This window comes from Agrobacterium sp. MCAB5, assembly GCF_052114365.1.
GTDB lineage: Bacteria > Pseudomonadota > Alphaproteobacteria > Rhizobiales > Rhizobiaceae > Agrobacterium > Agrobacterium tumefaciens.
On sequence record NZ_JBFREP010000004.1, the window covers coordinates 246,875 to 272,484 of the forward strand.

21 protein-coding genes, 1 tRNA gene and 1 riboswitch are annotated in these 25,610 nt (G+C 58.5%); of the genes, 11 read left to right on the forward strand and 11 right to left on the reverse strand.

What is annotated here, in order from left to right; genetic code table 11:
* The first annotated feature begins 69 nt into the window (after window positions 1-69).
* Genes AB4Z23_RS11910 through AB4Z23_RS11920 form a run of 3 tightly spaced genes read left to right on the forward strand, consistent with a single transcriptional unit; the run spans window position 70 to window position 2,442 of the window.
* A complete protein-coding gene (locus tag AB4Z23_RS11910) occupies window positions 70-1,347 on the forward strand; it encodes a pilus assembly protein (RefSeq protein ID WP_441360156.1) in 1,278 nt (425 codons plus the stop codon).
* Entirely contained in the window at window positions 1,334-1,867 is a 534-nt protein-coding gene (locus AB4Z23_RS11915) for a TadE/TadG family type IV pilus assembly protein (protein ID WP_003515522.1), read from the forward strand. The genes AB4Z23_RS11910 and AB4Z23_RS11915 overlap by 14 nt, the downstream gene beginning before the upstream one ends.
* Entirely contained in the window at window positions 1,864-2,442 is a 579-nt protein-coding gene (locus AB4Z23_RS11920) for a TadE/TadG family type IV pilus assembly protein (protein ID WP_441360157.1), read from the forward strand. Before AB4Z23_RS11915 ends, AB4Z23_RS11920 begins: the two co-directional genes overlap by 4 nt.
* Window positions 2,443-2,485: 43 nt before the next feature.
* On the opposite strand, the gene trmFO is transcribed toward AB4Z23_RS11920, so the two are convergent.
* The 3 genes from trmFO to AB4Z23_RS11935 form a co-directional block, all read right to left on the reverse strand.
* A complete protein-coding gene (gene trmFO / locus AB4Z23_RS11925) occupies window positions 2,486-3,943 on the reverse strand; it encodes a methylenetetrahydrofolate--tRNA-(uracil(54)-C(5))-methyltransferase (FADH(2)-oxidizing) TrmFO (RefSeq protein WP_421476636.1) in 1,458 nt (485 codons plus the stop codon).
* A 296-nt stretch (window positions 3,944-4,239) separates the two neighbouring features.
* Complete coding sequence (locus tag AB4Z23_RS11930; RefSeq protein ID WP_003515516.1) at window positions 4,240-4,383, reverse strand: DUF1127 domain-containing protein; 144 nt, start codon at window positions 4,381-4,383, stop codon at window positions 4,240-4,242.
* A 477-nt stretch (window positions 4,384-4,860) separates the two neighbouring features.
* Window positions 4,861-5,007, reverse strand: a complete 147-nt coding sequence (locus tag AB4Z23_RS11935) for a DUF1127 domain-containing protein (protein WP_013636249.1) — start codon at window positions 5,005-5,007, stop codon at window positions 4,861-4,863.
* Between the two features lie 659 nt (window positions 5,008-5,666).
* Here AB4Z23_RS11935 and AB4Z23_RS11940 point away from each other — a divergent pair.
* Both AB4Z23_RS11940 and tig read left to right on the forward strand, forming a co-directional pair.
* A tRNA-Leu gene (locus AB4Z23_RS11940) sits at window positions 5,667-5,749 on the forward strand.
* Between the two features lie 240 nt (window positions 5,750-5,989).
* Window positions 5,990-7,468 (forward strand): trigger factor, encoded by a 1,479-nt coding sequence (gene tig / locus AB4Z23_RS11945; RefSeq protein ID WP_003515514.1) that lies wholly within the window; start codon window positions 5,990-5,992, stop codon window positions 7,466-7,468.
* Window positions 7,469-7,608: 140 nt separating this feature from the next.
* Here tig and AB4Z23_RS11950 read toward each other — a convergent pair whose 3' ends face one another.
* Window positions 7,609-8,598 (reverse strand): carbon-nitrogen hydrolase family protein, encoded by a 990-nt coding sequence (locus AB4Z23_RS11950; RefSeq protein ID WP_421476798.1) that lies wholly within the window; start codon window positions 8,596-8,598, stop codon window positions 7,609-7,611.
* Between the two features lie 299 nt (window positions 8,599-8,897).
* Here AB4Z23_RS11950 and AB4Z23_RS11955 point away from each other — a divergent pair, with 299 nt between their 5' ends.
* Both AB4Z23_RS11955 and AB4Z23_RS11960 read left to right on the forward strand, forming a co-directional pair.
* Entirely contained in the window at window positions 8,898-9,437 is a 540-nt protein-coding gene (locus tag AB4Z23_RS11955) for an AAA family ATPase (RefSeq protein WP_112674304.1), read from the forward strand.
* A gap of 255 nt (window positions 9,438-9,692) precedes the next feature.
* On the forward strand, window positions 9,693-10,343 hold the full coding sequence (locus tag AB4Z23_RS11960) for a hypothetical protein (RefSeq protein WP_441360158.1): 651 nt from the start codon (window positions 9,693-9,695) through the stop codon (window positions 10,341-10,343).
* Between the two features lie 201 nt (window positions 10,344-10,544).
* On the opposite strand, the gene sthA is transcribed toward AB4Z23_RS11960, so the two are convergent.
* The 3 genes from sthA to AB4Z23_RS11975 all read right to left on the reverse strand — a co-directional run bounded on the left by sthA (window position 10,545) and on the right by AB4Z23_RS11975 (window position 15,074).
* Window positions 10,545-11,948, reverse strand: coding sequence for a Si-specific NAD(P)(+) transhydrogenase (sthA, locus tag AB4Z23_RS11965; protein ID WP_441360159.1), 1,404 nt, complete (start codon window positions 11,946-11,948; stop codon window positions 10,545-10,547).
* A gap of 542 nt (window positions 11,949-12,490) precedes the next feature.
* Complete coding sequence (locus AB4Z23_RS11970) at window positions 12,491-13,024, reverse strand: DUF1003 domain-containing protein (protein WP_003515504.1); 534 nt, start codon at window positions 13,022-13,024, stop codon at window positions 12,491-12,493.
* A 109-nt stretch (window positions 13,025-13,133) separates the two neighbouring features.
* On the reverse strand, window positions 13,134-15,074 hold the full coding sequence (locus tag AB4Z23_RS11975; protein WP_065658598.1) for an LTA synthase family protein: 1,941 nt from the start codon (window positions 15,072-15,074) through the stop codon (window positions 13,134-13,136).
* Between the two features lie 231 nt (window positions 15,075-15,305).
* Here AB4Z23_RS11975 and AB4Z23_RS11980 point away from each other — a divergent pair, with 231 nt between their 5' ends.
* On the forward strand, window positions 15,306-16,985 hold the full coding sequence (locus AB4Z23_RS11980; RefSeq protein WP_441360160.1) for an NAD+ synthase: 1,680 nt from the start codon (window positions 15,306-15,308) through the stop codon (window positions 16,983-16,985).
* Window positions 16,986-17,133: 148 nt separating this feature from the next.
* Here the strand turns inward: AB4Z23_RS11980 and AB4Z23_RS11985 are convergent, their stop codons facing one another.
* On the reverse strand, window positions 17,134-17,511 hold the full coding sequence (locus AB4Z23_RS11985; protein WP_065660897.1) for a VOC family protein: 378 nt from the start codon (window positions 17,509-17,511) through the stop codon (window positions 17,134-17,136).
* Between the two features lie 192 nt (window positions 17,512-17,703).
* Between AB4Z23_RS11985 and AB4Z23_RS11990 the strand changes: the two genes are divergently transcribed.
* A complete protein-coding gene (locus AB4Z23_RS11990; RefSeq protein WP_441360161.1) occupies window positions 17,704-18,534 on the forward strand; it encodes a TolB family protein in 831 nt (276 codons plus the stop codon).
* A gap of 128 nt (window positions 18,535-18,662) precedes the next feature.
* Window positions 18,663-18,848, forward strand: a riboswitch (cobalamin riboswitch).
* Between the two features lie 98 nt (window positions 18,849-18,946).
* The gene (gene bluB / locus AB4Z23_RS11995) at window positions 18,947-19,663 is read left to right on the forward strand and encodes a 5,6-dimethylbenzimidazole synthase (RefSeq protein ID WP_421476641.1); all 717 of its coding nucleotides are present in this window, start codon (window positions 18,947-18,949) and stop codon (window positions 19,661-19,663) included.
* A 69-nt stretch (window positions 19,664-19,732) separates the two neighbouring features.
* On the opposite strand, the gene AB4Z23_RS12000 is transcribed toward bluB, so the two are convergent.
* Complete coding sequence (locus AB4Z23_RS12000) at window positions 19,733-20,833, reverse strand: DUF2865 domain-containing protein (protein WP_441360162.1); 1,101 nt, start codon at window positions 20,831-20,833, stop codon at window positions 19,733-19,735.
* Window positions 20,834-20,968: 135 nt separating this feature from the next.
* The gene (locus tag AB4Z23_RS12005) at window positions 20,969-23,284 is read right to left on the reverse strand and encodes an NADP-dependent malic enzyme (protein ID WP_421476643.1); all 2,316 of its coding nucleotides are present in this window, start codon (window positions 23,282-23,284) and stop codon (window positions 20,969-20,971) included.
* A gap of 229 nt (window positions 23,285-23,513) precedes the next feature.
* Between AB4Z23_RS12005 and AB4Z23_RS12010 the strand changes: the two genes are divergently transcribed.
* Window positions 23,514-24,350, forward strand: coding sequence for a UDP-2,3-diacylglucosamine diphosphatase (locus tag AB4Z23_RS12010; protein ID WP_025593573.1), 837 nt, complete (start codon window positions 23,514-23,516; stop codon window positions 24,348-24,350).
* Window positions 24,351-24,595: 245 nt separating this feature from the next.
* Here the strand turns inward: AB4Z23_RS12010 and dgcA are convergent, their stop codons facing one another.
* On the reverse strand, window positions 24,596-25,579 hold the full coding sequence (gene dgcA / locus AB4Z23_RS12015; RefSeq protein WP_441360163.1) for an N-acetyl-D-Glu racemase DgcA: 984 nt from the start codon (window positions 25,577-25,579) through the stop codon (window positions 24,596-24,598).
* Window positions 25,580-25,610 lie beyond the last annotated feature (31 nt).

The following is a 25,610-nucleotide window of genomic DNA, read 5'->3' on the forward strand; positions in this document are numbered from 1 at the left end:
CGTAGTGTCTGTCCGGATGCGTGGAGGGAAACTGGGCGATTTATTTTAAGGCGGGTGATAGCCAATTTCATGAAGCGGCATTTTCAAATGTTGAATTTTAAGACAAAACTGGACGGTCTGGCGGAGATTTTCGGGGCGTTTTTGCACGACCGGAGRGCCAGTTTCGYCATTATGACGGCGTTGCTGTTGCCGGTTTTCCTGCTTTTTTTCGGGTTTCTTTTCGAAGGCGGCCGGGCGTTGGCCTATTATAGCCAGTCGAAGCGGGTGGTTGCACAGGCCTGTGAGCGTTCGACAAAACCGACGCGCACGAACGTACCCCTGGATGAGGTGCGCCGTAAAAACGTGCTCGACACGTTCGACGCACTGATCCGTTCCACCAAACAGGATGTGGTCAGTCGCGATGTTAAAATCGACTGGCTGACGACGGATATAGACGCAAAGTTCAGCTACAAAACCGTGTTCRSTGGCATGTTCGGGGCGGAAAAACTGGACTATCAGCTGTCGTACCGTTGTGGCGGTATACCGCCTTATCCACATGACGGTGAGGTCGTTGTCAACAACACCTTCGAAAAGACGCTGAACGGCACGGAACGTATGCTGAAAAACGGCAGAACCGCCAAAACACCCAACGGCTGCTGGGGTGTTTATACCTATGCTGAACTGGGATGGGATGGCGGTACGGGGCCGGGCATCGAGCTTCAGGACTGGAGCAATGCGGATTGCCGGAAGAACCATGGCTGGCAGGGCTACGGGGATCAGGAAAAGGAGAAGGAGACAAGCGCCGGGATGACATGCACCCCAAAGTCACAGGCTACTCTTCCCAAAGAAAACAACGATTCGAAAAACGGCAGCAAGGCGCAAMCGGATGGCAAGGACGCCTTGAATTCCGAGCAGGRGCAGCAGTGTACTACAGAAGAGAAGAACAACACGCCCTCGATGCGCAACGGCCAAAATGAGCGAATACCGCCAACCCGCTACGCTGTCGAACTTGACAGTCACTGGGAAGGGCAAAAAAGACGCGACGCCAACAGCTCGATCTTCAAATATGTGGAAATGCATCCCGGCAAATACGAAATCTCGGTCTGGTACAACGGGCGAAACCAAAATTACGAAGGCTCGAACGACGTCGATATTTCGCTGCAGGTGTTGCGGCCCCAAATGGGTGTAGAGAAAAAAATTATCCAGATGAGCCAGAAGGCGAATGAAATTCGATGGGAGCGCCGAAGCTACGAGGTCACTGTCGATACTTATTCGCTGTACAAGCTGTCGATCGCCGCCGCTGGAACGAGCGACAGTCTGGGTGGCATCATAACGGCATTCGAGGTCACTTATCTTGACTCGTTTTAAGATATCGCATCGTGACTTCCCCAGTCTCATACGGTCGCTTGCCACGGATATCCGTGCGGCTACCGCCGTTGAGTTCGGTTTGCTTTTGCCGGTCTATCTCCTGCTGATCTTCGGTATCATCGAAGTTAGTCTCGTGCTTTTCTTCAGCCTCAATATGTCGACGGCGGCCACTGCCGGGACTGAATATCTGCGCAAGGCGGCGGCTGGCCGAACGTCCGTCACCGCGGCGGAGTTCAGGCAGGTTATTGCCTCGAATTTCCTGCTCGCGACAACTGAAGATGATCTGAAAATATCGCTCATTGCCATTGCTGATGCCAACCTTGCTACTACACCGGTGACATTTCCGGTCGAGAACAAATTCGAGGCGCCAAGCAAGGCCGCCGGGCAATATCTTCTGGCGCTGGGGTATGACTGGAAATTCATTCTTCCCACCACCCATCTGCTCGTTCCCAGTTCCGGGGGCAAGCCGCAATTGCAAAATCTCTCTCTGGCGATCACCGCGGTTCGGGTGACGGAATGATTGGTAAGAGATTGAAATATCTATCCATCTCGCTGATAAGTTCGCGCTCTGGCGTTGCCGCGGTGGAATTAGCGCTATTGATGCCTTTGCTCATTCTAGTACTGGCGATGGTGATCGAAATCGGGCGTGGCTGGATGAGCTATGACCGTTTCGTAACAGTTGTGGACAATACGGCCCGTTGGTCGGCCCGATTCCCGGAATTTGAGGAGCGCGTCASKACKGGCGTCAAATCCTTTGTCATGGCTGCCGGGCGCCCGCTCGAATCTGAAAAGCTTGATCTGACGCTCAGAAGCGCCAAGCTTGTGGGTGGGGTCGCCGTGACCGAGTTCGCCCCGTACAATTTTTTTGGCAACGCCGAAAACGTGAAGTGGGACAAGATATTGACGCAAGGAAACTTCAAGACCGAAGAAGCGGTAATCGTAATTTCGGGGCGTTACAAATACCGCCCGCTCATTTCGTTGCTGGGCAATACGGATATCGAGTTCGAATACGTGACGGCGGTAAACCCGTATTTCTCCCGACACTACAAATATCAGAAGGRAAAGTCGGACTGGCTTTTCTGGAATGTTCGCTGACGGCATTGGTCAGGGGCTTCACCCTAGCCAATGCCGTGGCGTTTCAGCGATAATGATCGGTGACGGTTTCTAGGATGACCTCGCCCCCGTTCAACCACGTCGCACAATCCCTCAACGCCCGCGCTGCAACGAGCTGGCGTTTCATGATTGTCTTGTCCTTGCCGCGAAAACGTTTCACGCCTTCCGGCTTGACGATGGAGCCTGGCTCCAGTTCTGGGAAGAGGCCGAAATTGATGTTCATCGGCTGGAAGGAACGTTTGCCCGGCTCATCATTCGAGGAAAGATGCCCGCCGGTGATGTGGTTGAGAAGTGAGCCGAGGGCTGTCGTTGCGGGCGGCAGGCTCGGGGTGTCGCCTTTCCGTTCGGCGGCAGCGAAACGGCCGGCCAGAAGTCCGACGGAGGCGCTTTCCACATACCCTTCGCAGCCGGTGATCTGGCCTGCAAAACGCAGGTCAGGCCGGGATTTCAGCTTCAGCGATGGATCGAGCAGGATGGGGGAATCGATATAGGTGTTGCGGTGCAGGCCGCCCAAACGGGCGAATTCCGCATTTTCGAGACCCGGGATCATGCGAAATACATCCGCCTGCGCGCCGTATTTCAGTTTGGTCTGGAAACCCACCATGTTGTAAAGCGTGCCGAGCGCATTGTCCTGGCGAAGCTGGACCACGGCATAGGCCTTGACGGTGGGGTTGTGGGCGTTGGTCAGGCCCATCGGTTTCATAGGCCCGTGGCGCAGCGTCTGGCGGCCGCGTTCAGCCATGATCTCGATTGGCAGGCAGCCGTCGAAATAGGGTGTGCCTTCCCATTCCTTGAAACCCACCGTGTCGCCGGCGATCAGCGCGTCGATGAAGGCGTTGTACTGCTCCTCGTTCATCGGGCAGTTGATGTAGTCCTTGCCCGTGCCGCCGGGGCCAACCTTGTCGTAACGCGACTGGTACCAGCAGATATCCATGTTGATGCTGTCGCGGTGCACAATGGGGGCAATGGCGTCAAAGAATGCCARTGCATCCTCACCCGTCTCGGCCTGAACCGCCGCCGCCAGATCCGGCGAGGTGAGCGGGCCGGTGGCGATGATGCTGCTGCCCCATTCCTTCGGCGGCAGGCCGGAAACCTCTTCGCGCAGGATCGTCACCAGTGGGTGACTTTCGAGCCGGTCYGTTACGGCCTGAGAAAATCCGTCGCGATCGACGGCAAGCGCGCCGCCGGCAGGTACCTGATGCCTGTCGGCGCAGGCCATGATCAACGAGCCGGCAAGCCGCATTTCCGCATGGATGACGCCCACTGCATTGGCGGTCGCATCGTCGGAGCGGAAGGAGTTGGAACAGACCAGTTCCGCCAGCGTATCGCCCTTGTGCGCTTCCGTGCCGCGCACGCCGCGCATTTCGTGCAGGATGACTGGAACGCCGCTTTCAGCGATCTGCCAGGCGGCTTCCGAACCGGCCAGTCCGCCGCCCACGACGTGAATGGGAGAATAGGTCTTGTCTTGCATGCTGGCGCCCATAGGCCGCGTGGGGGCAAAAGCTCCCCTCCGGCGGCTGTCTTTCGAGTGATTGTTCCGCGCGGGTCCCGAAGGACGCGTTTTTCAGGGCGATGCACTACCATGCATGGCTGCGACAGCCAAATGTTTTTGCGGGTGGSACGATTGGGGCGGAGGGAATGTGGTCTCTATGCTTGTAAGCCAAAAATCTCCGGCGAATACCGCCAGAATCAAAAACGGCGCCAGAGGCGCCGCTTTCTTTTACCTGTCGCTCAATCGTCGCGCCCTGGAGGTCGGGCAGCGGGACGATCTTTTACGCCTTAGCGGAACGAACGGGAAGCTACGTTACGGATGTCGTAACGTGTCAGGCCGATGTCGCTCAGGGCCTGGTTGGACAGGCTGCCAAGTTCGTTGATCGTGCGACGGTAGGAGATCCAGTTCTTTGCGATGCGGATAGGGTTCATGATCGTTTCCTCAATCTTTCTTTGATTTCGTCGGCCGGCTCAGTGTTTCTGTGCTCTCGGCTGTTGAGGTTTTATATATAGACATTGAGCCATGTTGTGCAGTGCAGAATTTAGGCGACTGCCATGCATTTGTGCACTATGTCGGCTAAATTTGCGGCTTTGACTACCGYATGAGCAAAATATGAGCGGAAATGCCTGTCTTTCGGGCGGTTTTGAAGGGGTTTGCGGCCATTGGCGGTGATAGACCGGCTTTTTGCTCCCCTCAGCGGTGCGTGAAGGGCGTTGGGGCTCTCAAGACATGCCGGATGCAGCCGCCTAATCGATGCATTTTTCATCTGTTTGTCACGCGCACATGCCCGTGGGGCGGCGCGGCTCGATTCCGAGAGGGTGCCAGAACGAAAAAAAAGGCCGGAGGCGGGAGCCTCTGGCCTTTTGGGAGGGTCGTCTCGCATCCGCCGCTTCAAGCGGCGAAGCGTATTAGATGCCGACGGCGGTGCGTGCGACGCGACGGATGTCCTGACGGCCAATGCCGAGGTCACTCAGTTCGCGGTCGGTCATGCGGCCGAGTTCGGTTACGGTCTGACGATACTTGCGCCAGTTGGTGAGCGAGCGTGTAATGTTCATTGTCATCTTCCTCTTCGTGCTGTCCAGCATTTCCGGCCCGTCTTGGGAGGATTAGGCTCGGGGCTGAACTCGATCTCTGTATGACCATGAATATAATCGGTTTAATAAAAACAAAAACAGACAAAGCAAGATGCCACCTATGCATGGAACGCAAAGCAAGCCGGTAAATGACCCCAATTGCGGCGGYTRCTGCATAATTTGTGACCAATTTGTGTGCTTTTAGTGAACTTGGCGRCATCTGTCGCTACCAAGCCGTGCGGTCCGGCTGAATACCAGGGGTCGGGCAGGGCAGAGGCAAGGATGGGGATGCAAAGGTCGTTAGTATAAGGGATTCGGCTGGAGGCGCGCATTCTCGTAAAATGACGGGCGGCGTGTCCTATATATAATGTCCTGTAGCCGCATAAATGTTGCGCGTTTTTCCTGTCGGAACATGTGAAGCCGGACGGGAAAGAGTGAGACGGCGTGCGCAGCTTTGCGGCCCCTCGTGTCATCGTCTGCGGGCGCGCCGTTCCCTTTCGTGCGGGCACGAAACGACAAGAACGTACCGGCCGGCTTTTGCGGCTGGGGCGGGGACCCAAGAAAAGTCCGGGCGAAACGGGACGCGGCGATAAGGCGTGCTTGACCCTTCCAGAACATTGTGACATACCGCCGCCCAACGTGCGGGTATGGCGGAATTGGTAGACGCATTGGTTTTAGGTACCAACGCTTCGGCGTGGGAGTTCGAGTCTCTCTACCCGCACCACAAGTAAAGCATGGCTGTGCCACGCTTGTGCCAGAGTGCATCCTTAGTGATGCAGGGAGCTTTGGGGTTCATCATCCCCTTCGCGCCCTTGTCTCCGGCGCGAGCGCAATTTTGTCCGGCAGGCGCTTGTGTGAAGAAATAATGGAAGCCACGGCCGGGGAACGACGTTTCCGGCGCAGTGCTCGAAAGTAAACCAACGGCTGTCTGAGCACCGCCGCCATGATGTGAAGGTTTGAGAAAATGCAGGTTATCGAAACGCTGGCTGAAGGCCTGAAGCGCGAACTCAAGGTCGTTATCCCGGCTGCCGACATGAAGGCCCGTCTGGACGAGCGCCTGGTTGACGCCAAGGACAAGGTTCGCATCAACGGTTTCCGTCCCGGCAAGGTGCCGATGGGCCATCTGAAGAAGATGTATGGCAAGTCCATCATGGCCGACCTCGTCAACGAGCTGGTTCGTGAAAAGCCTTCCGAAATCCTTTCCAGCCGCGGTGAGAAGTCTGCAACGCAGCCGGCCATCTCCATGACCGAAGACGAGCAGGAAGCCGAAAAGATCCTTTCGGCTGAAACCGATTTCGAATTCACCGTTGCCTACGAAATCATTCCGGCCATCGAACTGAAGGCCAATGACGGCATCAAGGTTACCCGCGAAGTTGTTGAAGTCTCCGAAGACGAAATCAACGAGCAGATCCTCAAGATCGCTGAGAGCGCCCGTACCTTTGAAGCCAAGAAGGGCAAGGCCGCCGAAGGCGACCGCGTCACCATGAACTATCTCGGCAAGGTTGACGGCGAAGCCTTCGATGGCGGCGCTGCTGAAGACGCTGAACTGGTTCTCGGTTCTGGCCGCTTCATCCCCGGCTTCGAAGACCAGCTCGTTGGCGTCAAGGCCGGCGACGAAAAGACCATCACCGTGACTTTCCCGGCTGACTACCCGGCTGCGAACCTCGCAGGCAAGGAAGCCAACTTCGACATCACCGTCAAGGAAGTTGCTGCTGCCGCTGCTGTTGAAATCAACGACGAACTGGCGGAAAAGCTCGGTCTCGAATCGGCTGAAAAGCTGAAGGAAATCGTTCGCGGCCAGATCGAAAGCCAGTACGGCAACGTAACCCGCCAGAAGGTCAAGCGTCAGATTCTCGACCAGCTCGACGAAATGTACAAGTTCGACACGCCGGCTGGCCTCGTCGATGCCGAATTCGACAACATCTGGCGCCAGATCAACACCGATCTTGCCCAGTCCGGCAAGACCTTCGCTGACGAAGACACCACGGAAGAAGAAGCCCGCGAAGAATATCGCAAGCTTGCTGAACGCCGCGTTCGTCTCGGTCTCGTTCTCTCCGAAATCGGCGAAAAGGCCGGCGTCGAAGTGACCGAAGAAGAAATGCAGCGCGCGCTGTTCCAGCAGCTGCAGCAGTTCCCCGGCCAGCAGAAGGAAATCCTCGATTTCTTCCGCAACACCCCCGGCGCTTCCGCTTCGCTGCGCGCTCCGATCTTCGAAGAAAAGGTCATCGACAAGCTGCTCACGGAAATCTCGGTAACGGACAAGACCGTTTCCAAGGAAGAGCTTCTGGCTGACGACGGCGAAGAAGCAACGGAAACCAAGAAGAAGGCGCCTGCCAAGAAAAAGGCTGCTGCCAAGGCTGACGACGCCGCTGAAGGCGAAGAAGCCGCTCCGAAGAAGAAGGCTCCGGCCAAGAAGAAGGCCACTGAGGCCGACGCYGAATAATCTTGGCTGGCGAAAGCTGAATGAATGGAAGGGCCGTGGCGAAAGCTGCGGCCTTTTTTTGTTTCGTCTGCGCGATGCGGTCCATCCGCCTTGCGCGGTGGTCAGCGGGCCCAAACCGCGCCGCTGACCGATCTCGCCTGTTAAAATTGCTCCCGGCTATCGCTTCTGGGATCATTATTCACCTGATGAGGCGCATATAGATCGCTACGGGCTTTTCGCCGCCATGGTCGTGCGGGATTTTCACGATCGATAGCAATGTCTGCTATTGCGATAGCCGGTAAACCGTTCATCGGGCATTGCGCCACCCAACGGCCATCCGGTGCGGCGATTCCCGAGGGAGCAGCTGTACTCTGAGCCGTCAGGGTGGAATAGCTGGCCCAATAGGTGTTGCTCACGGCATGCCCCAATATTTCGGCTGCAAATGCCGGGGCATTGGACGGGCCATCACCTGCGGTGGAAAACAGCACGCAATCGACGTTCAGCTTCTCGTATTCCATGAATATTTCTGGGTAGTGCGCCTCCATGCCGAGCGCGCAACCAAAACGGAAGCCATCGATTTCAAACGTCACCGGTACAGTTCCCGGCGAGTACATGAACGAGATTTTGGTGTTCGACAGCAGGCGCTCATCGTAGCGAGTTATAAGCTTCCCGCGATCGGAGATGACGTACAGGCTGTTATACGGTCGATGTGGCGGAGTAAGCTGATGGACGGAACCGAGAATCGTCCAAAGCTTCAGCCTTCGCGCCAGTTTTCTGCTCGCTTCCAGTTCTCTGCGCAGGGTTTCCCATTCAAAGCGCGTCCAGTCGGAAGGCCCGATTTCTCTCGGCCCAGTTTCGGACATGATGCGTTTATTGGGCCAGCACGTTGCCCCTTCCGGGAAATGGATGAGACGGGCGCCGGCCTTATGGGCATCGCACATGAGGCGACGCATTTCTTGCCCGGCTGCTTTCAGTGCCGAAACCATACGAGGGTCGTCGACCAGCGACGTTTGCGCGACAGCCATTCGTAAAGAAGGGCTAACTGGCATGTCGGGAGTTCGGCGGATATGCTTGAGCGCCGCCGTATAGGACTCGCCGGTTTTCGCTGCACGAGCTCTTACGCGGCGTTTGAAATTATTATTTTGCGTCATGATCAGGCCTTTCACGTCCCGGACGCGATTCCCCAGCAACCCGCCCGAAACGATCGGACCAAGACAGTAGCCTGAGACAACGACAGTCCCTTTGCCTCCGTTCAAGACCATGCTGGGGAAGGTCTGGGAGGTTAGGCGCAGGCTTCGCCTTTTTGTCACTATCAGTGGGAAAACGTTGAGTCGTCAAGCTACCGCAATTTCGCGTTACATGAACCGGAGAATTCGACACTCCGACATCTTCACGTCTTTCTCGACTATTATCTTCAGAAGGCATGACAGGGCGTTGGGCAGTCGCGGCGATGGGCAGAAGAAATTATTTGATCGAGGGTGTCTCCGGGGCTGGTAAAACCTCGGTTGCAACGGAACTTCAGCAACGCGGCTTTCATGTGATTCACGGCGACCGTGAACTGGCTTACAAAGGCGACCCCGAAACGGGCGAAACCATGGATGTCGCGCTGTTTCAGGGCGGCGACACAAAAATCGCCTTCCGTCACCGACATCACATCTGGAATGTCGAAAAAGTTCGGCAGCTTGTGGCTGATCAAGAGCACGCCGTCACCTTCTTCTGTGGCGGATCGAGAAATTTTCGACGCTTTGTAGATCTGTTCGATGAGGTCTTCATTCTGGATGTCGATGCAGCGACCTTACAAAGACGGCTGGCTGCCAGGCCCGAGGATGAGTTCGGTGGCAATCTGGCCGAAAGACAATTTGTCCTGCAACTCCACGCAACGAAAGAAGACCTTCCAGTCGGTGCATCTGCCATTGATTCATCGAGGTCTTTGGGAGTGGTGGTGGATGATATTCTGGCTCGTTGCGTTGTTCCGAAGGCAGGAAATTAACACGCTACGCTTCCCGTCACCTTCGTTTCGATCACAATGCGGTGCAGCATGATTTTTTGCTGCATCTGCTCTTGTTCATCTCCCGTTCATCTGGCACCCTGCGCAGCATGATTTGTCTTGGCTGCCGGTGCAGCCGTCAAGGAAACATGGGCCGCCAACGCGCGGCTGTCATCGCTGCCAAAACCTTTGGCCTTAAGCTTTTACCGTGCCTGCCGGGTTCACCCGGTGCGCCCTTAATTTGCCAGGGGACAAGATATGTCGCCACGAACGGGCTTCGCCCTGTTGTTTTCTCTGTTCGCCGCGATTGGCACCAACGCCCATGCCGATGAGGCTGGTTTGATCTGGAAGCCGGTCAAGAATTCCGATCGTTCCTATACGGCGCGTATCGGTGCGAAGCTGCCGGTCGAGACGCCGATCCGGGCGGGGCTGGAAATGGGCATGAATGCCTCCAGGACGGGGCAGGTGGTGGATACGCCAGTAAGGTTGTGGGGCAATGTAACGCTGCTGGCGGAACAGTTGCCCGGCGTGTCGCTTGCCCGTGATGTCGGTGTCCTCTTCAACGCGTTGACGGGGTCGAGCAGCGTTTCCATGACGTCGCGACAGAAACGCATCGTTACGCCGGAACTGGATATCGAGGCCAACCGAAATTTCACGGTGCGTTATGACGGCACGGCGCAGCAATGGAACGGCCTGGACGTATCGCAGTCGCTACGCCTTTCCCGCTCGGAAACCGGCACGGCTTTCGTGCTGACGGGGGCAAGCCGCAACAGCTTCAACGAGTTCAGCAGCGGCGTCGCCGTGGAGCAGAAGACCGGCGATCACCTGACAGTGCGCGGAACGCTCGATCAGGGATATGCGGATCATTTTCGGCCGGGTGTGAGTGCGCGGTATAGTATTCGGTGGTGAGGGGCGTCACCGGTTATCGTATGGATGAGCAGAAGGTGATAGACGTTCTTGCGTCGCATTCGGCGTCATCCTTGGGCTAGTCCCATGGTCTAATCACGTCGCATAAAGTCGCGACGTTGCAGAGGCTCGGGACAGGCCCGAGCATGACGGAGGAGAGGTTTGCGCACATTGCAAACGATCTCCACCCCGCAACAGCCAACCTCAATCCTTCTTCAGCTCACCCATGCGGTTCCACGCGTCGAGACCGGCAATCTTGTAGGCCTCGGCAAGCGTGGGGTAGTTGAAGGTGTTCTCGACAAAATATTCCACCGTACCCTTCAGGTTCAGCACCGCCTGGCCGATATGCACCAGTTCGGTGGCACCTTCGCCGACGATGTGGACGCCGAGCAGACGGCGGGTTTTCAGCGAGAAGATCATCTTCAGCAACCCGCTGTCGAGACCCATGATATGGCCGCGTGAGGTTTCGCGGAAATGGGCGATGCCGCATTCATAGGGAATGTGGCGTTCAGTGACTTCTTCTTCCGTCAGGCCGCAGGTGGAGATTTCCGGAACGGCATAGATGCCGTAAGGGAAGAACTGCGGCGGTTCACCGGCCGGTGCACCGACCGCGTGGCGGGCGGCGATACGGCCCTGTTCCATCGAGGTGGAGGCGAGGCTCGGAAAACCGATGATATCGCCGGCGGCGTAAATGTTCGGCACTGTTGTCTGGAAGGTCTCGGGATTGACCTTCAGGCGGCCGCGGCTGTCGGCTTCCAGCCCACAGGCGGAAAGATTGAGCGTATCGGTTGCGCCGACGCGTCCGGCGGCGAACAAAACCGTCTCGGCTTTAAGGACGCGGCCGTTGCTGAGCGAAACGAGGCACTTGCCGCTGTCGTCGCGCTCCACCTTTTCCGCTTTCTGGCCGAAGATCAGCTTCATGTTACGGTCGCGCAACTGATAGGTGAAGTCCTCGACGATTTCCTTGTCGATGAATTCCAGCATGGTTTCGCGCGGTTCAACTACCGTTACCTGCKTGTCGAGCGCACTGAAGATCGTGGCATATTCGATGCCGATGACGCCCGCGCCGACAACGACCATGGAGCGCGGCAGTTCCTTGATCTCGAGTATCTCGTCCGAATCGAGCACTGCCGCGCCGTCGAAGGGAATATGCGGTGGCCGGTAGGGCCGCGTGCCGATGGCGAGCAGAATGGAAGCGCCGGTGACGTTCATGACTTCACCGTCGTTCTTCACCACCTTCACCGTGTTGGCATCGACGAAGCTTGCCGTGCCGCGAATGTGCTGCACGCGGTTGCGGGCGAACTGGTGTTCCAGCACCTCGACCTCGTGGTCGAGCGTGATCAGCAGGCGGCGGCGCAGATCGTCCGCGTCGATCTCCTGCTTGACGCGGTAGGAGCGGCCATAAAAACCGCGTTCGCGCCAGCCGGTGAGATTGAGCGCGGTTTCGCGCAATGTCTTGGAAGGGATGGTACCTGTGTGCACCGAAACGCCGCCGACGCGGCTGCCCTTCTCGATGACCAGAACCCTCTTTTCGAGCTTGGCGGCCTGGATGGCGGCGCGTCTTCCCGCCGGACCGCTGCCGATAACAATCAGATCGAACTGGTACATGAAAACCCCGGAACAGAATGTATTGCAATGACCGGATGTCGCATCCGGGATGGCGCTGCCGCGAAATGGTCGTGATGCCATTTTGACCAGGGGAAGTGATTCCCTTGTCAGCCTTGCACACAAGAGTGCAATGCAACAAACGCCTGCGTCAATCTGTAGCGCAATAATCTGACGGATTCGTAACCGTTTTGCCCGCTTGTCGTTTTGCGACGCAAAGATGCGCCTTTGCGCCCGGCACGGCCTTCGCCGTCGGGTTTTCGTAGTTTCAGACGGGTTGTGCCCGGTCACGCGCTGATTGGGGYTGGAKTGKACGGATGCTTGCGCAACCGGGCATTCCAGAAAGCCGTATTTCGCAAGAGGCAGTGCACGGCCTTTTGCGAAATGGTCCTGTCACCATGAACGTGCCACCGTTCCCACCACCAGGACCGTCCTTCGGTTTACGCCACGTCTGGCGTCTACCCGGCAGGACTGCATTCAAGATAACAGGGTAAGGCGGGGCGGGGAAAAGCGGGGATGGATTTTCGCGCGCCGGTTCTTTTTCGTCAGTCTTCTTTCCGGGTCACATGGCGGTGAAGGGCAGCGAGGTCCTGCCTGAGTGCTGCCAGTTCGGCCAGTACCTTCACGTCGATCTTTTCGTGCAGAGACAGCACCTCAAGCTCGGCTTTCAGGTTYACCTCATAATCCTTGGCGGCCTCGAAACGGTCACGAGCGGCCTGCCGGTTCTGCGACATCATGATGATCGGCGCCTGAATGGCCGCGAGCATGGAGAGCAGAAGATTGAGGAAGATGAAGGGGTAGGGGTCGAAGGCCCGCGTCGTCAGCACGATGGTGTTGATGATTGCCCAGAACACCAGGAAAAAGCAGAAGCTGAGGATAAATCCCCAGGAGCCGCCAACCCTTGCAATGCTGTCGGCCAGCCTGTCGCCCAGGTTTGCCCCGGCGGAAAATTCCGCATTGGTGTCGGTCGAGACCAGCTTTTTCTGGTGCGACAGCTCCAGAATACGACGCTCGACCTCGCCGATTTCCCGGGAGGAGCGCTTGAAGTGCGAAACGATATAGTCGGAGATGTCTGACACGGTGCTTCTCGTGGTGCTGATGGTTCGTTACGGCCCTGTCGAGATAAACCCGCATGGCAATGGAATTCAAACGATTTCCGCTGCCATGCCGTTTAGACATCCAGCCCCATCAGACGGAGGGTGTAGCGTCATTTACCCAGTTGAAGCCGGGGAAGAAGCGCTCTCGGCCATATTGCTCGCCGAACATCATGTCGAATTGCAGCAGGCGATAATTGCGCACCACGTCCGGAATGGAATTGGGTGAAATCGACCAGTCGGGCAGGGCCTTGCCATCCGTTGCCACCAGCATATGCCGGTCGACGACGGAAAACGCATCCTGCACTTCACCCAAAGTCCCCGTATAGAAGGGGTCTGAGAAACCGGCTGTTTTCAATACGTGATAGGGCAGCAGCGCCGGGCTGATGGTGCCGATATTCTTGCGCACGCCCGTCTTCGAGGACCAGACGACGAGCGGCGTCTCGTGTTCCTTTTTCATGATTTCCAGCGGCGCGCGGCGGCTGGCTACCATGCCCGGCATGTAGCCGCTTTCCACGAATGTCTGGCCAAGCGGCGGCAGGTGATCGCCGAAGAGCACGATGATGGTTTCGCGCTCGCGCTTTTTTGCCCAGCGCATCAGCTTCAGAAGGGCGTCGTCGGCCTCCGCCACGCCCTGCGCATAGGTACCAAGCGCCTGCGATGCGGAAGCGGAAAGATCGCCCTCTACGCCGATGGTGTCGCTGGCATAACGGCCCGCCTCGTAAGGTCCGTGTCCCTGCAGGGTGACGGCGAAGAGGAAGAGCGGGTTGCGCGCATCGTCCGCGGCCACCATGATCTGGTCCATCAGCGCGTCGTCGGAGGCGAAGTTGCCGCGCTTTTCCATGGGCGGCAATGTCTCTTCCGAGCGGAACTCCTCGAAGCCGAAATTCCTGTAGACTTCCTTGCGGTTCCAGAACCATTCCTGAAACGGATGCATGGCGATGGCCGAATACCCTTCGCCACGGAAGAAGCTGGCAAGCGAGGGCACCGGGCGGCGGATATATTGCTGGTAAGGAATGCTGCCATAGGGCAGGAAGGCGTTGGAAAAGCCGGTCAGCGCCTCGAATTCCACATTCGCCGTCATGCCGCCGAATTCCGGCGAGAACACGTTGCCGGATTGCTTGGCGCGGATGTTGGGCATCGGATCGGCAGAGAGCTTCACGTTTTCAAGCCGTGTCGGATCCCACAGCGATTCGCTCATCAACATGATGACATCAGGGTAATCGCCCGTGTTGGCGGCAAAGGCGGCGGGTTCCGAGGTCAGGTCTGCGATGCTGTTTTCGCCGTAACCCTGCGGCGCCGAGACGTTGGCCATGGGAATATTGAAGGCAAAGGCCATCAGGAAACCGTTATGGCGGTAATTCTCCTGTTGATCCCACATCATGGGGATGATGTTGAGACGATCGCGCACCCACGAATAATGCGAATAGTCCATGAGCGARGCGAGGCCGGCCAGAAGCGGCAGCGCCAGCACAAGACCTGCGGCGCGYTCGCGCCAACTCAAGCCCGGCGAATAACGCCGCGCCAGCAGCCACAGGGTGGAAAGGGCCGCAACCGTGGCGCAAAGGCCAAGGCCGACCAGCACGGCCGTCAGCGGCTGGGCTTTCAGCATGGTGGGCAGAAGCTCGAGGATCTGCCGGCCGAACAGCAGGTCGGAGGGATAAAGCGGATCGGAGAGATAGGTCTGTTTCTGCGCGGAAATAAGCCCTGTCAGCGCGCAAAGCGGCGCAACGGCGATGAGCGACAGGTAACGGCGGCCGAGGATGGAATCCAGCGCTACGAGCAGCAGCAGCACGGCGGCGATGGTGGTCATGCCGGGGCGGGCGGATGAGGTGAGGAAGGTGCCGACATCAACTAGCGAACCGCGGGCGATCCATTCCAGCGCGACGACAAGCACGACCGACGAAAATGTCAGATTGGCAAGCGTGTAGGCCTTACCCGAAAGCTTGGAAAGGCTCCGCGTCCATGCAGGCGAAAAGACAAAATCAGCCTTTTCGGAAGCCGTTGTTTTTGGCGCCGAATTTCTCAAACTCATACTCCGGTATTACGAGGCGACACCGCGCAATTCGGGGAGGTGAATCGGGGCGTCGCAAAACTGTCATGTAACTGTCACATAAGCGCGATGAACGCGACATGAACTTTGCGGAGTGTGGCCGGTGCGGTGATAACCTTAGCGTGAATGCCKGTTGCGGCTTCATCCTATCAAGGTGGTGCGGCATGCAATTGCCGCGTTGCGGAGCGGGCACGGGCGCGGTATTGAAAAGCCATGAGCGACAGACACGACATCAAAAACCATCTTCGAATTGCCGTCGGGCAGTTCAATCCGACTGTTGGCGACGTGGCGGGCAATCTCGCCAGGGCGCGTGAAGCACGGGCCGATGCGGCGACGCAGGGTGCCGATCTCCTGCTTCTGACCGAGCTGTTCATATCCGGCTATCCGCCGGAAGACCTGGTATTGAAGCCGGCTTTTCTGAAAGCGTGCCTGAAGGCCGTGGAAGAACTGGCGGCGGAAACCGCCGATGGCGGGCCGGGCGTCGTCATCGGTTTTCCGCGTCAGGGTGAAACGGGCCGGCACAATTCGGTTGCGCTTCTGGATGGCGGCAGGATCATCGCGCTGCGTGACAAGATTGACCTGCCGAATTACGGCGAGTTCGATGAAAAACGTGTTTTCGCCGAAGGTTCGATCTCCGGTCCCTATAATTTCCGCGGTGTCAGGATCGGCATTCCGATCTGCGAGGAAATCTGGAACGATATGGGTGTGTGCGAAACGCTTGCCGAAAGCGGGGCGGAAATCCTGCTGGTGCCGAATGGTTCGCCCTATTATCGCGGCAAGCTGGATGTGCGCCATCAGGTGGCGCTGAAGCAGGTAATCGAAAGCGGCTTGCCGCTGGTCTTCGCCAATCAGCTTGGCGGGCAGGACGAGCTGGTTTTCGACGGCGCGAGCTTCGGTTTCAATGCCGACAAGACCCTTGCCTTCCAGATGAGCCAGTTCGAGGCGACCCTTGCCGTTACCGATTGGAAACGCACCGCAGAAGGCTGGCGCTGTGAGAGCGGTCCTTTCTCGAAAATCCCTGAAGGCGAGGAGGCGGATTACCGCGCCTGCATGCTGGGCTTTCGCGATTACGTCAACAAGAACGGCTTCAAGAGCGTGGTTCTCGGCCTTTCCGGCGGTATCGATTCGGCGATCTGCGCTGCGCTTGCTGTTGATGCGCTGGGCGAAGAGCGGGTGCGCTGCATCATGCTGCCCTATCGTTACACCTCCGAGGATTCGCTGAAGGACGCAGCCGATTGCGCCAGGGCGCTCGGCTGCCGTTACGATATCGTGCCCATTGCCGAACCGGTGGATGGGTTCCTGTCGTCGCTTTCGGAWATGTTCGAAGGCACGGAAGAAGGCATTACCGAAGAAAACCTGCAGAGCCGTACACGCGGCACCATTCTCATGGCCGTTTCCAACAAGTTCGGCTCGATGGTGGTGACAACAGGCAACAAGTCGGAAATGTCGGTGGGGTATGCGACGCTTTATGGCGACATGAATGGCGGTTTCAATCCCATCAAGGACCTCTACAAGATGCAGGTCTACGCCATCTCCAGCTGGCGCAATTCCCATGTGCCGCCGGGCGCGCTCGGGCCATCCGGCGAAGTGATCCCCACCAATATCATCTCCAAGGCGCCATCCGCCGAATTGCGACCCAACCAGACAGACCAGGATTCGCTGCCGCCCTATCCGGTGCTGGACGATATTCTGGAGTGCCTGGTGGAAAAGGAAATGTCGGTCGAGGAAATCCTCGCGCGTGGCCATGATATCGCGACGGTGCACCGGATCGAGCATCTGCTCTATCTCGCCGAATACAAACGCCGCCAATCCGCGCCCGGGGTGAAGATCACCAAGAAGAACTTCGGCCGYGATCGCCGTTATCCGATTACCAACCGTTTCAGGGACAGGTAGTCGAAGGAGGGCATGGGGGAGCTTGCTGGACCCCGAATCTAGTTCGGGGTGACGGAGTGCGGATGCTGCGGCTTCGCCATATATCGATGGCGAAGAAGCATCCTTTTCCTCCAACGGCGCGGACACGCCGCGCCGTCTCCCTATCTCGTTAAATAACCTGCCCCACATCGATGCGGTTACCATCCGGGTCTTCGAAAACGAAGGCCCGCAGGCCATAATCCTTGTCCTGCAGACTTTTGATGATGCGAAGCCCGTGGCTTTTGCAAAGCGCGTGCAGCGCGCCGGCGTCGCTGACCAGCATATGCGCCACATTGAAGGGGGCCGGTTTGTGCGTCGACTGCAATGTCAGGTGCAACTCGGCATTACCTTGTTTCAGGATCATGAAACCGACAGGGTTGCCGTTTTCGAAGGTCTTTTCGAAGCCCAGCACACGGACATAAAAGTCATGGGCCTTCTCGATATTCTTGACAGGAAGCATTGCGGCGATCCGACCGAAGCGGATGCCGTGATCGGCGATGGTGTTCATCGCGGAACCTCGGATCTGGGAGAAACGGGCAGGGGWGCGGGCGGTGCCGGAACGCTGCTGTTTTTTCCTATTTGAATTTGCAGGGCGGTGCCTGCGGCAATAGGATCATAATCACGGCGGTGGCGGATGCAAACGGAATGTTTGTGCCATTCAACGCTCCACGCCAGACGATCGACAGGCCCGGGAGGCAGCATGCGCAGTTCCATCGAAATCTTCAACATCCGCACTCGGCAGATGCGGGTGGTCTGGCAGACGCCGGAGCTGTTCGAGGCTCCGAACTGGTCGCCGGACGGGAAATACCTGCTTCTGAACTGCGACGGTCTGCTTTATCGCCTGTCACTTGCCGGCGACCCTTCGCCGGAAAAGGTCGATACCGGCTTTGCGACAATCTGCAACAATGACCACGGCATTTCGCCTGACGGTTCGCTTTATGCCATTTCCGACAAGGTGGAGTTCGGCAAGGGTGCCATCTATCTGGTGCCTTCGACGGGCGGAACGCCGCGTCTGATGACTAAGAACCTTCCGTCCTACTGGCACGGCTGGTCGCCGGACGGGAAAGGTTTCGCCTATTGCGGCATTCGCGATCAGGTTTTCGATATTTATTCCATGGACATAGACAGCGGTGTTGAGACACGCCTTACCCATGGTGAGGGCCGCAATGACGGGCCGGATTATTCGCCGGATGGAGAATGGATCTATTTCAACTCCAGCCGCACCGGACAGATGCAGATCTGGCGCGTGCGGGTGGATGGCTCGGCCGTCGAGCGTATCACCGACAGCGCCTATGGCGACTGGTTCCCGCATCCGTCTCCCAGCGGTGACAAGGTCGTCTTCGTCTCCTACGACGCCGATGTCTTCGACCATCCGCGCGACCTCAACGTGCGCGTGCGGCTGATGGATATGGATGGCGGCAATGCCGAAACGCTGTTTGACCTTTTCGGCGGGCAGGGAACGATGAATTCSCCCAACTGGTCACCGGACGGGGATGAGTTCGCTTATGTGCGGTATTTTCCCGTTGGGTGATGCGGTAGGGGGTGCTTCAGCCGGCGCGCGTCKGCGCGGCGGCTGAAGGCCGCAATACGCAGGTGAGGTGGCCACGGTCACATTGCCGCATCGCTGCGCAAGATACTTGTATTTGCAATCTTTGTTGCTCATAAGCTTCTTCGTCAGGTGCCTGCCCTTTASGGCGGGAGAATCGGGAATCCGGTGCAAGACCGGAACGTGCCCAGCGCTGTGAGGCGGATGCCCTTTTTCTTGATGCCACTGAATCCATTCGGGAAGGCGAAAGTGGGCGGATGAAGCCGAGTCAGAAGACCGGCCTGACAGGATAGACCAGACCGCGTGGACGGCGGCAGGTTGTTGCAGCAGCGCGTCGTGCAAGTGAAAACCGGAGCCGGTTTTCGTGGCGGCGCGCCAGCATTGTTGGGGATAGACGATGCCGCCCGATCCACTCGCGACCAGTTCGCTCGACGCAAATGCATTCGATCACGCGCTTTCGCCCGCCTACCCGTTTTCCGAGGGGGAGCGAGAGGCGATCTACCGTGCCATCGAAACCCGCCGTGATGTGCGCGACCAGTTCCTTCCGGATCCATTGCCGGAAGATGTGGTCGAGCGCTTGCTGAAGGCGGCGCATTCCGCGCCATCAGTCGGTTTCATGCAGCCGTGGAATTTCACGCTCGTCACTGACGGTGCGGTCAGGCAGGCAGCCTGGGTTGCCTTCAGCCGCGCCAATGGCGAGGCGGCGGCGATGTTCGAGGGGGAGCAGCAGGCGCTTTACCGCAGCCTCAAGCTTGAGGGCATCCGCAAGGCGCCGCTCAGCATCTGCGTCACCTGCGATCCGACGCGTGGCGGCAAGGTGGTGCTGGGCCGTACCCACAATCCGCGCACCGATGTCTATTCCACCGTCTGCGCCATCCAGAACCTCTGGCTTGCAGCGCGCGCCGAAGGCATCGGCGTCGGCTGGGTCAGCATTTTCCACGATAGCGACATTCGCACCATTCTCGAGATTCCCGACCACATCGAGATCGTCGCCTGGCTATGCCTCGGCCGCGTCGATACACTTTATACCGAGCCGGAACTGGCGGTGAAGGGGTGGCGCCAGCGCGTGCCGCTGGAGGAGCTGGTGTTTCGCAATCGCTGGGGTGGACGGTAAAGAGAAGACGCGACCGTCTTGTGAGTGAGACAGAGCGTTGCCAACTCCATACCGTGTGCCTGATGGGAGCTATTGCTGCGGCTGAATGCCCTTCAGCGCCGGGTTCTTCAGGTCGATCCGGCCTGTCTGGTCGGGCAGGAATTTAGGGCCGATGACGCGGACCCTGCTGTTGTTCGGGTCATAGTCGCGTTCCGGAACCGGTTGTTCCGGCGGCTTTGCGGCCTGCTGCAGTTCGGTGGGTTTTTTGGAGGTGTCACCTTGCGGTGATGGAATGGTCGTGATGCTTGAATAGGGTTTCTCAGCTTCCGGCCGCGCAGCCTCCTGCTGCTTCATCTCCTCGTGATAGGCGGCCATGTTGCAGGCGCAGCCTGGGGCTTTGGTTGAGGCATTTCGATAGGCAAAGGCGGTCGGCAGGTCCTTATAGGGCTTTCCTGTTTCAGCCGAGACCATGTCAGCCGTTTCCTGCTCCGTCATGGAGTGGAAATAAAGCTCCGTCTGCGTACCCGGACACATTTTCTGGCATTGTTCGGCCTGCGCACGGAAATCGAGCGGCGWGGCATTGGAAGCGATGGGGAARAACGAGCCGTCGCAGGTGCGCACGCACAGCGTCCTGAGCCCGCCTTCMGCAGCGGCATTGGGGTAGGGCGAAAGCCCYGCCTGTCCCGGCGGATTGCTCTGTTCGCCGAAGGCGTCGGGGTAACGTGTCACATCGGGTGCCGTCGGCTGGCGCGCTTCCGTTTCCGGAATGGCGCTGCAGCCATTGGCGTCGAGTGCGGCGAGAATGCGCTGGCGTCTGATGTCGCYATCATCGCTGCCCTGGGCCGCCATGGCATAGTCGCGGTCACGGATGATGGCATCGCGTTCGCTCTGCGCATCCGCCATCGCGTCGCTGATCTCTGCGCAGAGTTCGGCATTCGGGCTGCCATAAACGGTGACGCTTGCGGATGAACAGCCGTAACGGCGCAGATCGTTCCTGATCCTGCGGATCTCGATGTTCTGGCGGGTGAGCGCATTGGCGTAACGCCGTACCTCGGCGGTGTTGCCGATGACACGCGGCGGTTCGCGCAGCTGCGCATAAAGCGTATCGCAGACCTGATCCGCGAAAGCAGCGGCCGGGGCGATGAAAACAAGGGGAAGCAGGAGGCCGATAATGCTGCGGCGCCGGGTCAATGGTGCGATCCGTTCGATGTCCCCGGCCGGTGGCGAGGGTGTTATGCTTCGGGAAATCCGTGTTTCAGGAAGATAACATAAGCTGTTGCCGCAATGCGGCAACAGCATGTTCAAAACTGCGTTAATACGCCTTCATCACACCGAAGGGTGCGATGCCTGCACGACGGCAAAGGCCGCCATGTTGACAACGCCGCGCGAGGTGACGCTGGGCGACAGGATATGGGCGGGAAGAGCCGTGCCAAGCAGGATGGGGCCGACATGCAGGCCCTCCGTCAGCGTGCGGGTGACGCCGAGCGTGATGTTTGCGGCATCGAGGTTCGGGAAGACCAGCAGGTTCGCTTCGCCGGTCAGCACGCTGTTGGGCATGGCGCGCTTGCGCAGCGCTTCCGAAAGTGCCGAGCCGCCCTGCATTTCGCCGTCCACTTCCAGTTCGGGTGCCGCTGCCTGCACGATCTTCAGGGCGCGGCGCATCTTGCGGGCGCTTTCCGAATCGCGCGACCCGAAATTGGAGTGGCTGGCGAGCGCGATCTTCGGCGTGATGCCGAAGCGGCGGATTTCCCTTGCCGCGAGAATGGCCATTTCGGCCACTTCTTCGGAGGTCGGATCGTTGTTGACGAAGGTGTCGGTGAGGAACAGCGCGCCCTGCTGGGTGATGAGCAGGCTGAGGCCTGCGAAAGAGCGAACGCTTTCCTGCTTGCCGATGATCTGGTTCACGTCGCGCAGGTGCCGGTCGTAGCGGCCTTCCAGACCGCAGATCAGCGCATCCGCCTCACCACGCTTCACCGACAGCGCGCCGATGACCGTGGAGTTGGTGCGCACGATGGTGCGGGCCGCCTCCGGGTTGATGCCGGCGCGGCCGACCAGGGCGAAATAATCATCGACGTAGTCGCGGTAACGCGGATCGTCTTCGGGATTGACCACCGCAAAATCGGTATTCGGGCGGATACGCAGGCCGAAGCGCTTCAGGCGCGTTTCGATGATCTGCGGGCGACCGATGAGGATCGGGATGCCGGTGCCTTCTTCCAGAAGCACCTGTGCGGCGCGCAGCACGCGCTCGTCTTCGCCTTCAGCAAAGATGATGCGCTTCTTTTCGGCAACCTTGGCGGCGTTGAAGACCGGTTTCATGATGAAGCCGGAACGCCAGACGAAGCGGTTGAGCTGGTCGAGATAGGCTTCGAAATCGCTGATTGGCCGGGCGGCGACGCCGCTTGCGGCGGCAGCACGGGCAACGGCCGGTGCGATGCGCAGGATGAGACGCGGATCGAAAGGCGAGGGAATGAGGTAGTTCGGGCCGAAGATCGGCGTTTCGCCGCTATAGGCCTTGGCGGCGACTTCCGAGACTTCCTCGCGGGCAAGCTCGGCGATGGCCTGCACGGCGGCCATCTTCATTTCCTCGTTGATCGTGGTTGCGCCGCAATCCAGCGCGCCGCGGAAGATATAGGGGAAGCACAGCACGTTGTTGACCTGGTTCGGGAAATCCGAACGGCCGGTGCAGATCATCGCATCCGGGCGGGCAGCACGGGCCACTTCCGGCATGATTTCCGGATTGGGGTTGGCAAGCGCCAGGATCAGCGGATTTTCCGCCATGCGCTCCAGAAGTTCCGGCTTCAGCACGCCTGCCGCCGAAAGACCGAGGAAGACATCGGCGCCGTCGATCGAGTCGGCCAGAACCCGCTTGTCGGTCTTCTGCGCGTAGACTTCCTTCCACTCGTCCATCAGCGAGTTGCGGCCGTCATAAACGAGGCCCTCGATATCGTGGACCCAGATGTTTTCTTTCTTTGCGCCCATGGCGACAAGCAGATTGAGGCAGGCAAGGGCTGCCGCACCGGCGCCTGACGCAACGATCTTGACGCTCGAAAGCGATTTTCCGGCCAGTTCCAGCGCGTTGGTGACGGCGGCGGCGACGATGATCGCCGTGCCGTGCTGATCGTCGTGGAAGACGGGTATGTTCATCTTCTCGCGCAGCTGGCGCTCCACCTCGAAACATTCGGGCGCCTTGATGTCTTCAAGGTTGATGCCGCCGAAGGTGGGTTCCAGCGCTGCGATGGTGGAGACCATGTCGTTGATGCCGGGCGCATCGATCTCGATATCGAAAACGTCGATGCCGGCGAATTTCTTGAAGAGGACAGCCTTGCCCTCCATAACAGGCTTGGACGCAAGCGGGCCGATATTTCCAAGGCCAAGCACTGCCGTACCGTTGGAAATCACTGCAACGAGATTGGCGCGGGCGGTATATTCCGCTGCCATTTCCGGATTTTCATGGATGGCGAGGCAGGGGGCGGCGACACCCGGCGAGTAGGCAAGCGCCAGATCGCGCTGGTTGCCAAGGGGCTTGGTGGCCTGGATTTCCAGCTTGCCGGGGCGCGGGTAGCGGTGGAAAAAGAGCGCCTGTTCCTCGATGTCGGCCTTTGCCGTGTTGGCGGGCGTGTTGTTCTTATCGTGAGAGGTCATGTCTTCCACCGTCATGTCTGGTTCAATTCCGGCCCTCTGAATACAACAAACTTTCCCGTGGTACAGCCGTTATTTGCCGCCCCCTTATGCAAATGCGGGCATGGCTTATTCGCGTTTTCGTGATGCCATCAGTCATATTCCATACAAAAACCGGCCATTGTCATGTTGCTGCAACACGAGTCTGGTTCTGAGAGGGAAGAAAGCCGCAGGGACGCAACCGAACAAGGGGATTAAATCCGTGGCCGGTCAAATTGAAACCAGACAGTTCAGAACGCTTTTCATTTCGGATGTCCATCTCGGTTCCAAGGCGGCCAAGACGGATTTTTTGCTCGACTTCCTGAAACATCACGAGGCCGATACGATCATCCTGGTCGGTGACATCATCGACGGCTGGCGCCTGCGCCGCAGCTGGTACTGGCCGCAGGGCTGCAACGACGTGGTGCAGAAGTTGTTGCGCAAGGCCCGCAAGGGAACGCGCATCGTTTACATTCCCGGCAACCACGATGAATTTCTGCGCGAGTTTCCGGGCATGCATTTCGGCGGTATCGAAGTGGCCGAGCGCATGATCCACGAGGCGGCAGACGGCAAGAAATACCTCATCATCCATGGCGACGAGTTCGATGTGGTGGTGCGCAATGCCCGCCTTCTCGCCTATCTCGGAGACTGGGCCTATGACGCGGCGATTGCGATCAACATCGTCCTTGCTGCGGTGCGCCGCCGCATCGGCCTGCCTTACTGGTCGTTCTCGGCCTGGGCKAAATTGCAGGTCAAACACGCCGTCAACTTCATCGGCGAGTTCCAGCGCGTAGTGGCCGACGAGGCGCGCCGCAACAATGTGGATGGTGTGATCTGTGGCCATATCCACCACGCCGTGATGGAAGACATGGACGGCATCCGCTACATCAACACCGGCGACTGGGTGGAAAGCTGCACGGCGATTGCCGAAAATGCCGATGGCACTTTCGAGCTGATCACCTGGATGCAGACGAGCGATGTCCCTTCGCAGACATCGGACGAGATGGAGCCGGTGGATATTCCAGGTCTGATTGGCAAGCACGCGGCCTGATTGGGGTTGGTTCAACAGGCAGGGCKATCCCTAAGCGCGGGATGGTTCAGCTCCMTGTTGTCATCCTTGGGCTTGTCCCAAGGATCTGCAACCGATAGATTTCGCGCGACGTGGATAGATCCTCGGGACAAGCCCGAGGATGACGTCGAGTGTGAGGCAAGGCTGGTCATACAGTTTACGTGATACTGCAAAGACTATTGCGATGTGCGGCGTAGTGCTTTCACACGAAACCCGAACGACGGCTCTTATCCCCACAACTCCGGCTGCGGCGGATAAACCAGCGAACCCTCGTAAACGAGGCCCGGCTGTCGGTCCTGCCTGAGAATCAGCGGGCCGTCGAGATCGGAGAAGGCGGCTCCCTGGGCGGCCAGAACGGCGGGGGCCATGCCGAGCGAGGTGCCGAGCATGCAGCCGACCATGATGATGAAGCCTAGCCGCTCCGCCTCTGCCTTCATGACAAGTGCTTCCGTGAGACCGCCAGTCTTGTCCAGCTTGATGTTGATCGCATCGTAACGGTCGCGCAGGTCGGCGAGGTCYTTGGTGGAATGCACGCTTTCATCGGCGCAGATGGGGACCGGGTGGTCGATGCGGGCCAGAATGGCGTCCTTGCCGGCGGGAAGCGGCTGTTCGATGAGCGCGATGTTCAGTTCCGCTGCGAGTTTCAGATAATATTCGATATTATCGTCGTTCCAGCCCTCATTGGCGTCGATGATGATGCGCGCGTCAGGTGCTGCGGTGCGCACGGCCCGCAGGCGCGCCTCGTCATCCGCCGTTCCTGTCTTGATCTTCAGCAGCGGGCGGCCAGCGTTTTCCGCTGTTTTAGCCGCCATGATCTCGGGATCGGCAAGCGAGATGGTATAGGCGGTAACGAGCGGTTTTGCCGCGTGTCCGAGACTATGTTCGGCAGCASTTTTGCMACTCATCTTGGCTTCGAGGTCCCATAGTGCGCAATCCACTGCATTGCGRGCGGCGCCGGGTTTCATCACCTGCTGCAATTCATGCCGTGTCAGGCCGCCSGCAATYTGCTCAGCCATCGCTTCGATATCGGCGATAACGCCTTCGATGCTTTCGCCATAACGCGGGTAGGGCACACATTCACCTCTGCCGGTAAAGGAACCATCGCGGATGGTGCACGTTACGACATCCGCATGTGTGCGAGTGCCGCGTGAAATAGTGAAGCTGCCAGCAACGGCGAAACGTTCTGTTGTGGCTTGAAGGTAACGGGGCATGTTTTTTCACTTCCTGACAGGCGTTAAAAGA

Bases quoted from the DNA above. Each gene is read 5' to 3' on its own strand.
- AB4Z23_RS11930 (WP_003515516.1), bottom strand. From the start codon at position 4,383: ATGAACCCTATCCGCATCGCAAAGAACTGGATCTCCTACCGTCGCACG.
- AB4Z23_RS11935 (WP_013636249.1), bottom strand. From the start codon at position 5,007: ATGAACATTACACGCTCGCTCACCAACTGGCGCAAGTATCGTCAGACC.
- AB4Z23_RS11950 (WP_421476798.1), bottom strand. From the start codon at position 8,598: ATGACGCAAAATAATAATTTCAAACGCCGCGTAAGAGCTCGTGCAGCG.
- AB4Z23_RS11955 (WP_112674304.1), top strand. From the start codon at position 8,898: ATGGGCAGAAGAAATTATTTGATCGAGGGTGTCTCCGGGGCTGGTAAA.
- AB4Z23_RS11960 (WP_441360158.1), top strand. From the start codon at position 9,693: ATGTCGCCACGAACGGGCTTCGCCCTGTTGTTTTCTCTGTTCGCCGCG.
- AB4Z23_RS11985 (WP_065660897.1), bottom strand. From the start codon at position 17,511: ATGAACACCATCGCCGATCACGGCATCCGCTTCGGTCGGATCGCCGCA.
- bluB (WP_421476641.1), top strand. From the start codon at position 18,947: ATGCCGCCCGATCCACTCGCGACCAGTTCGCTCGACGCAAATGCATTC.
- AB4Z23_RS12005 (WP_421476643.1), bottom strand. From the start codon at position 23,284: ATGACCTCTCACGATAAGAACAACACGCCCGCCAACACGGCAAAGGCC.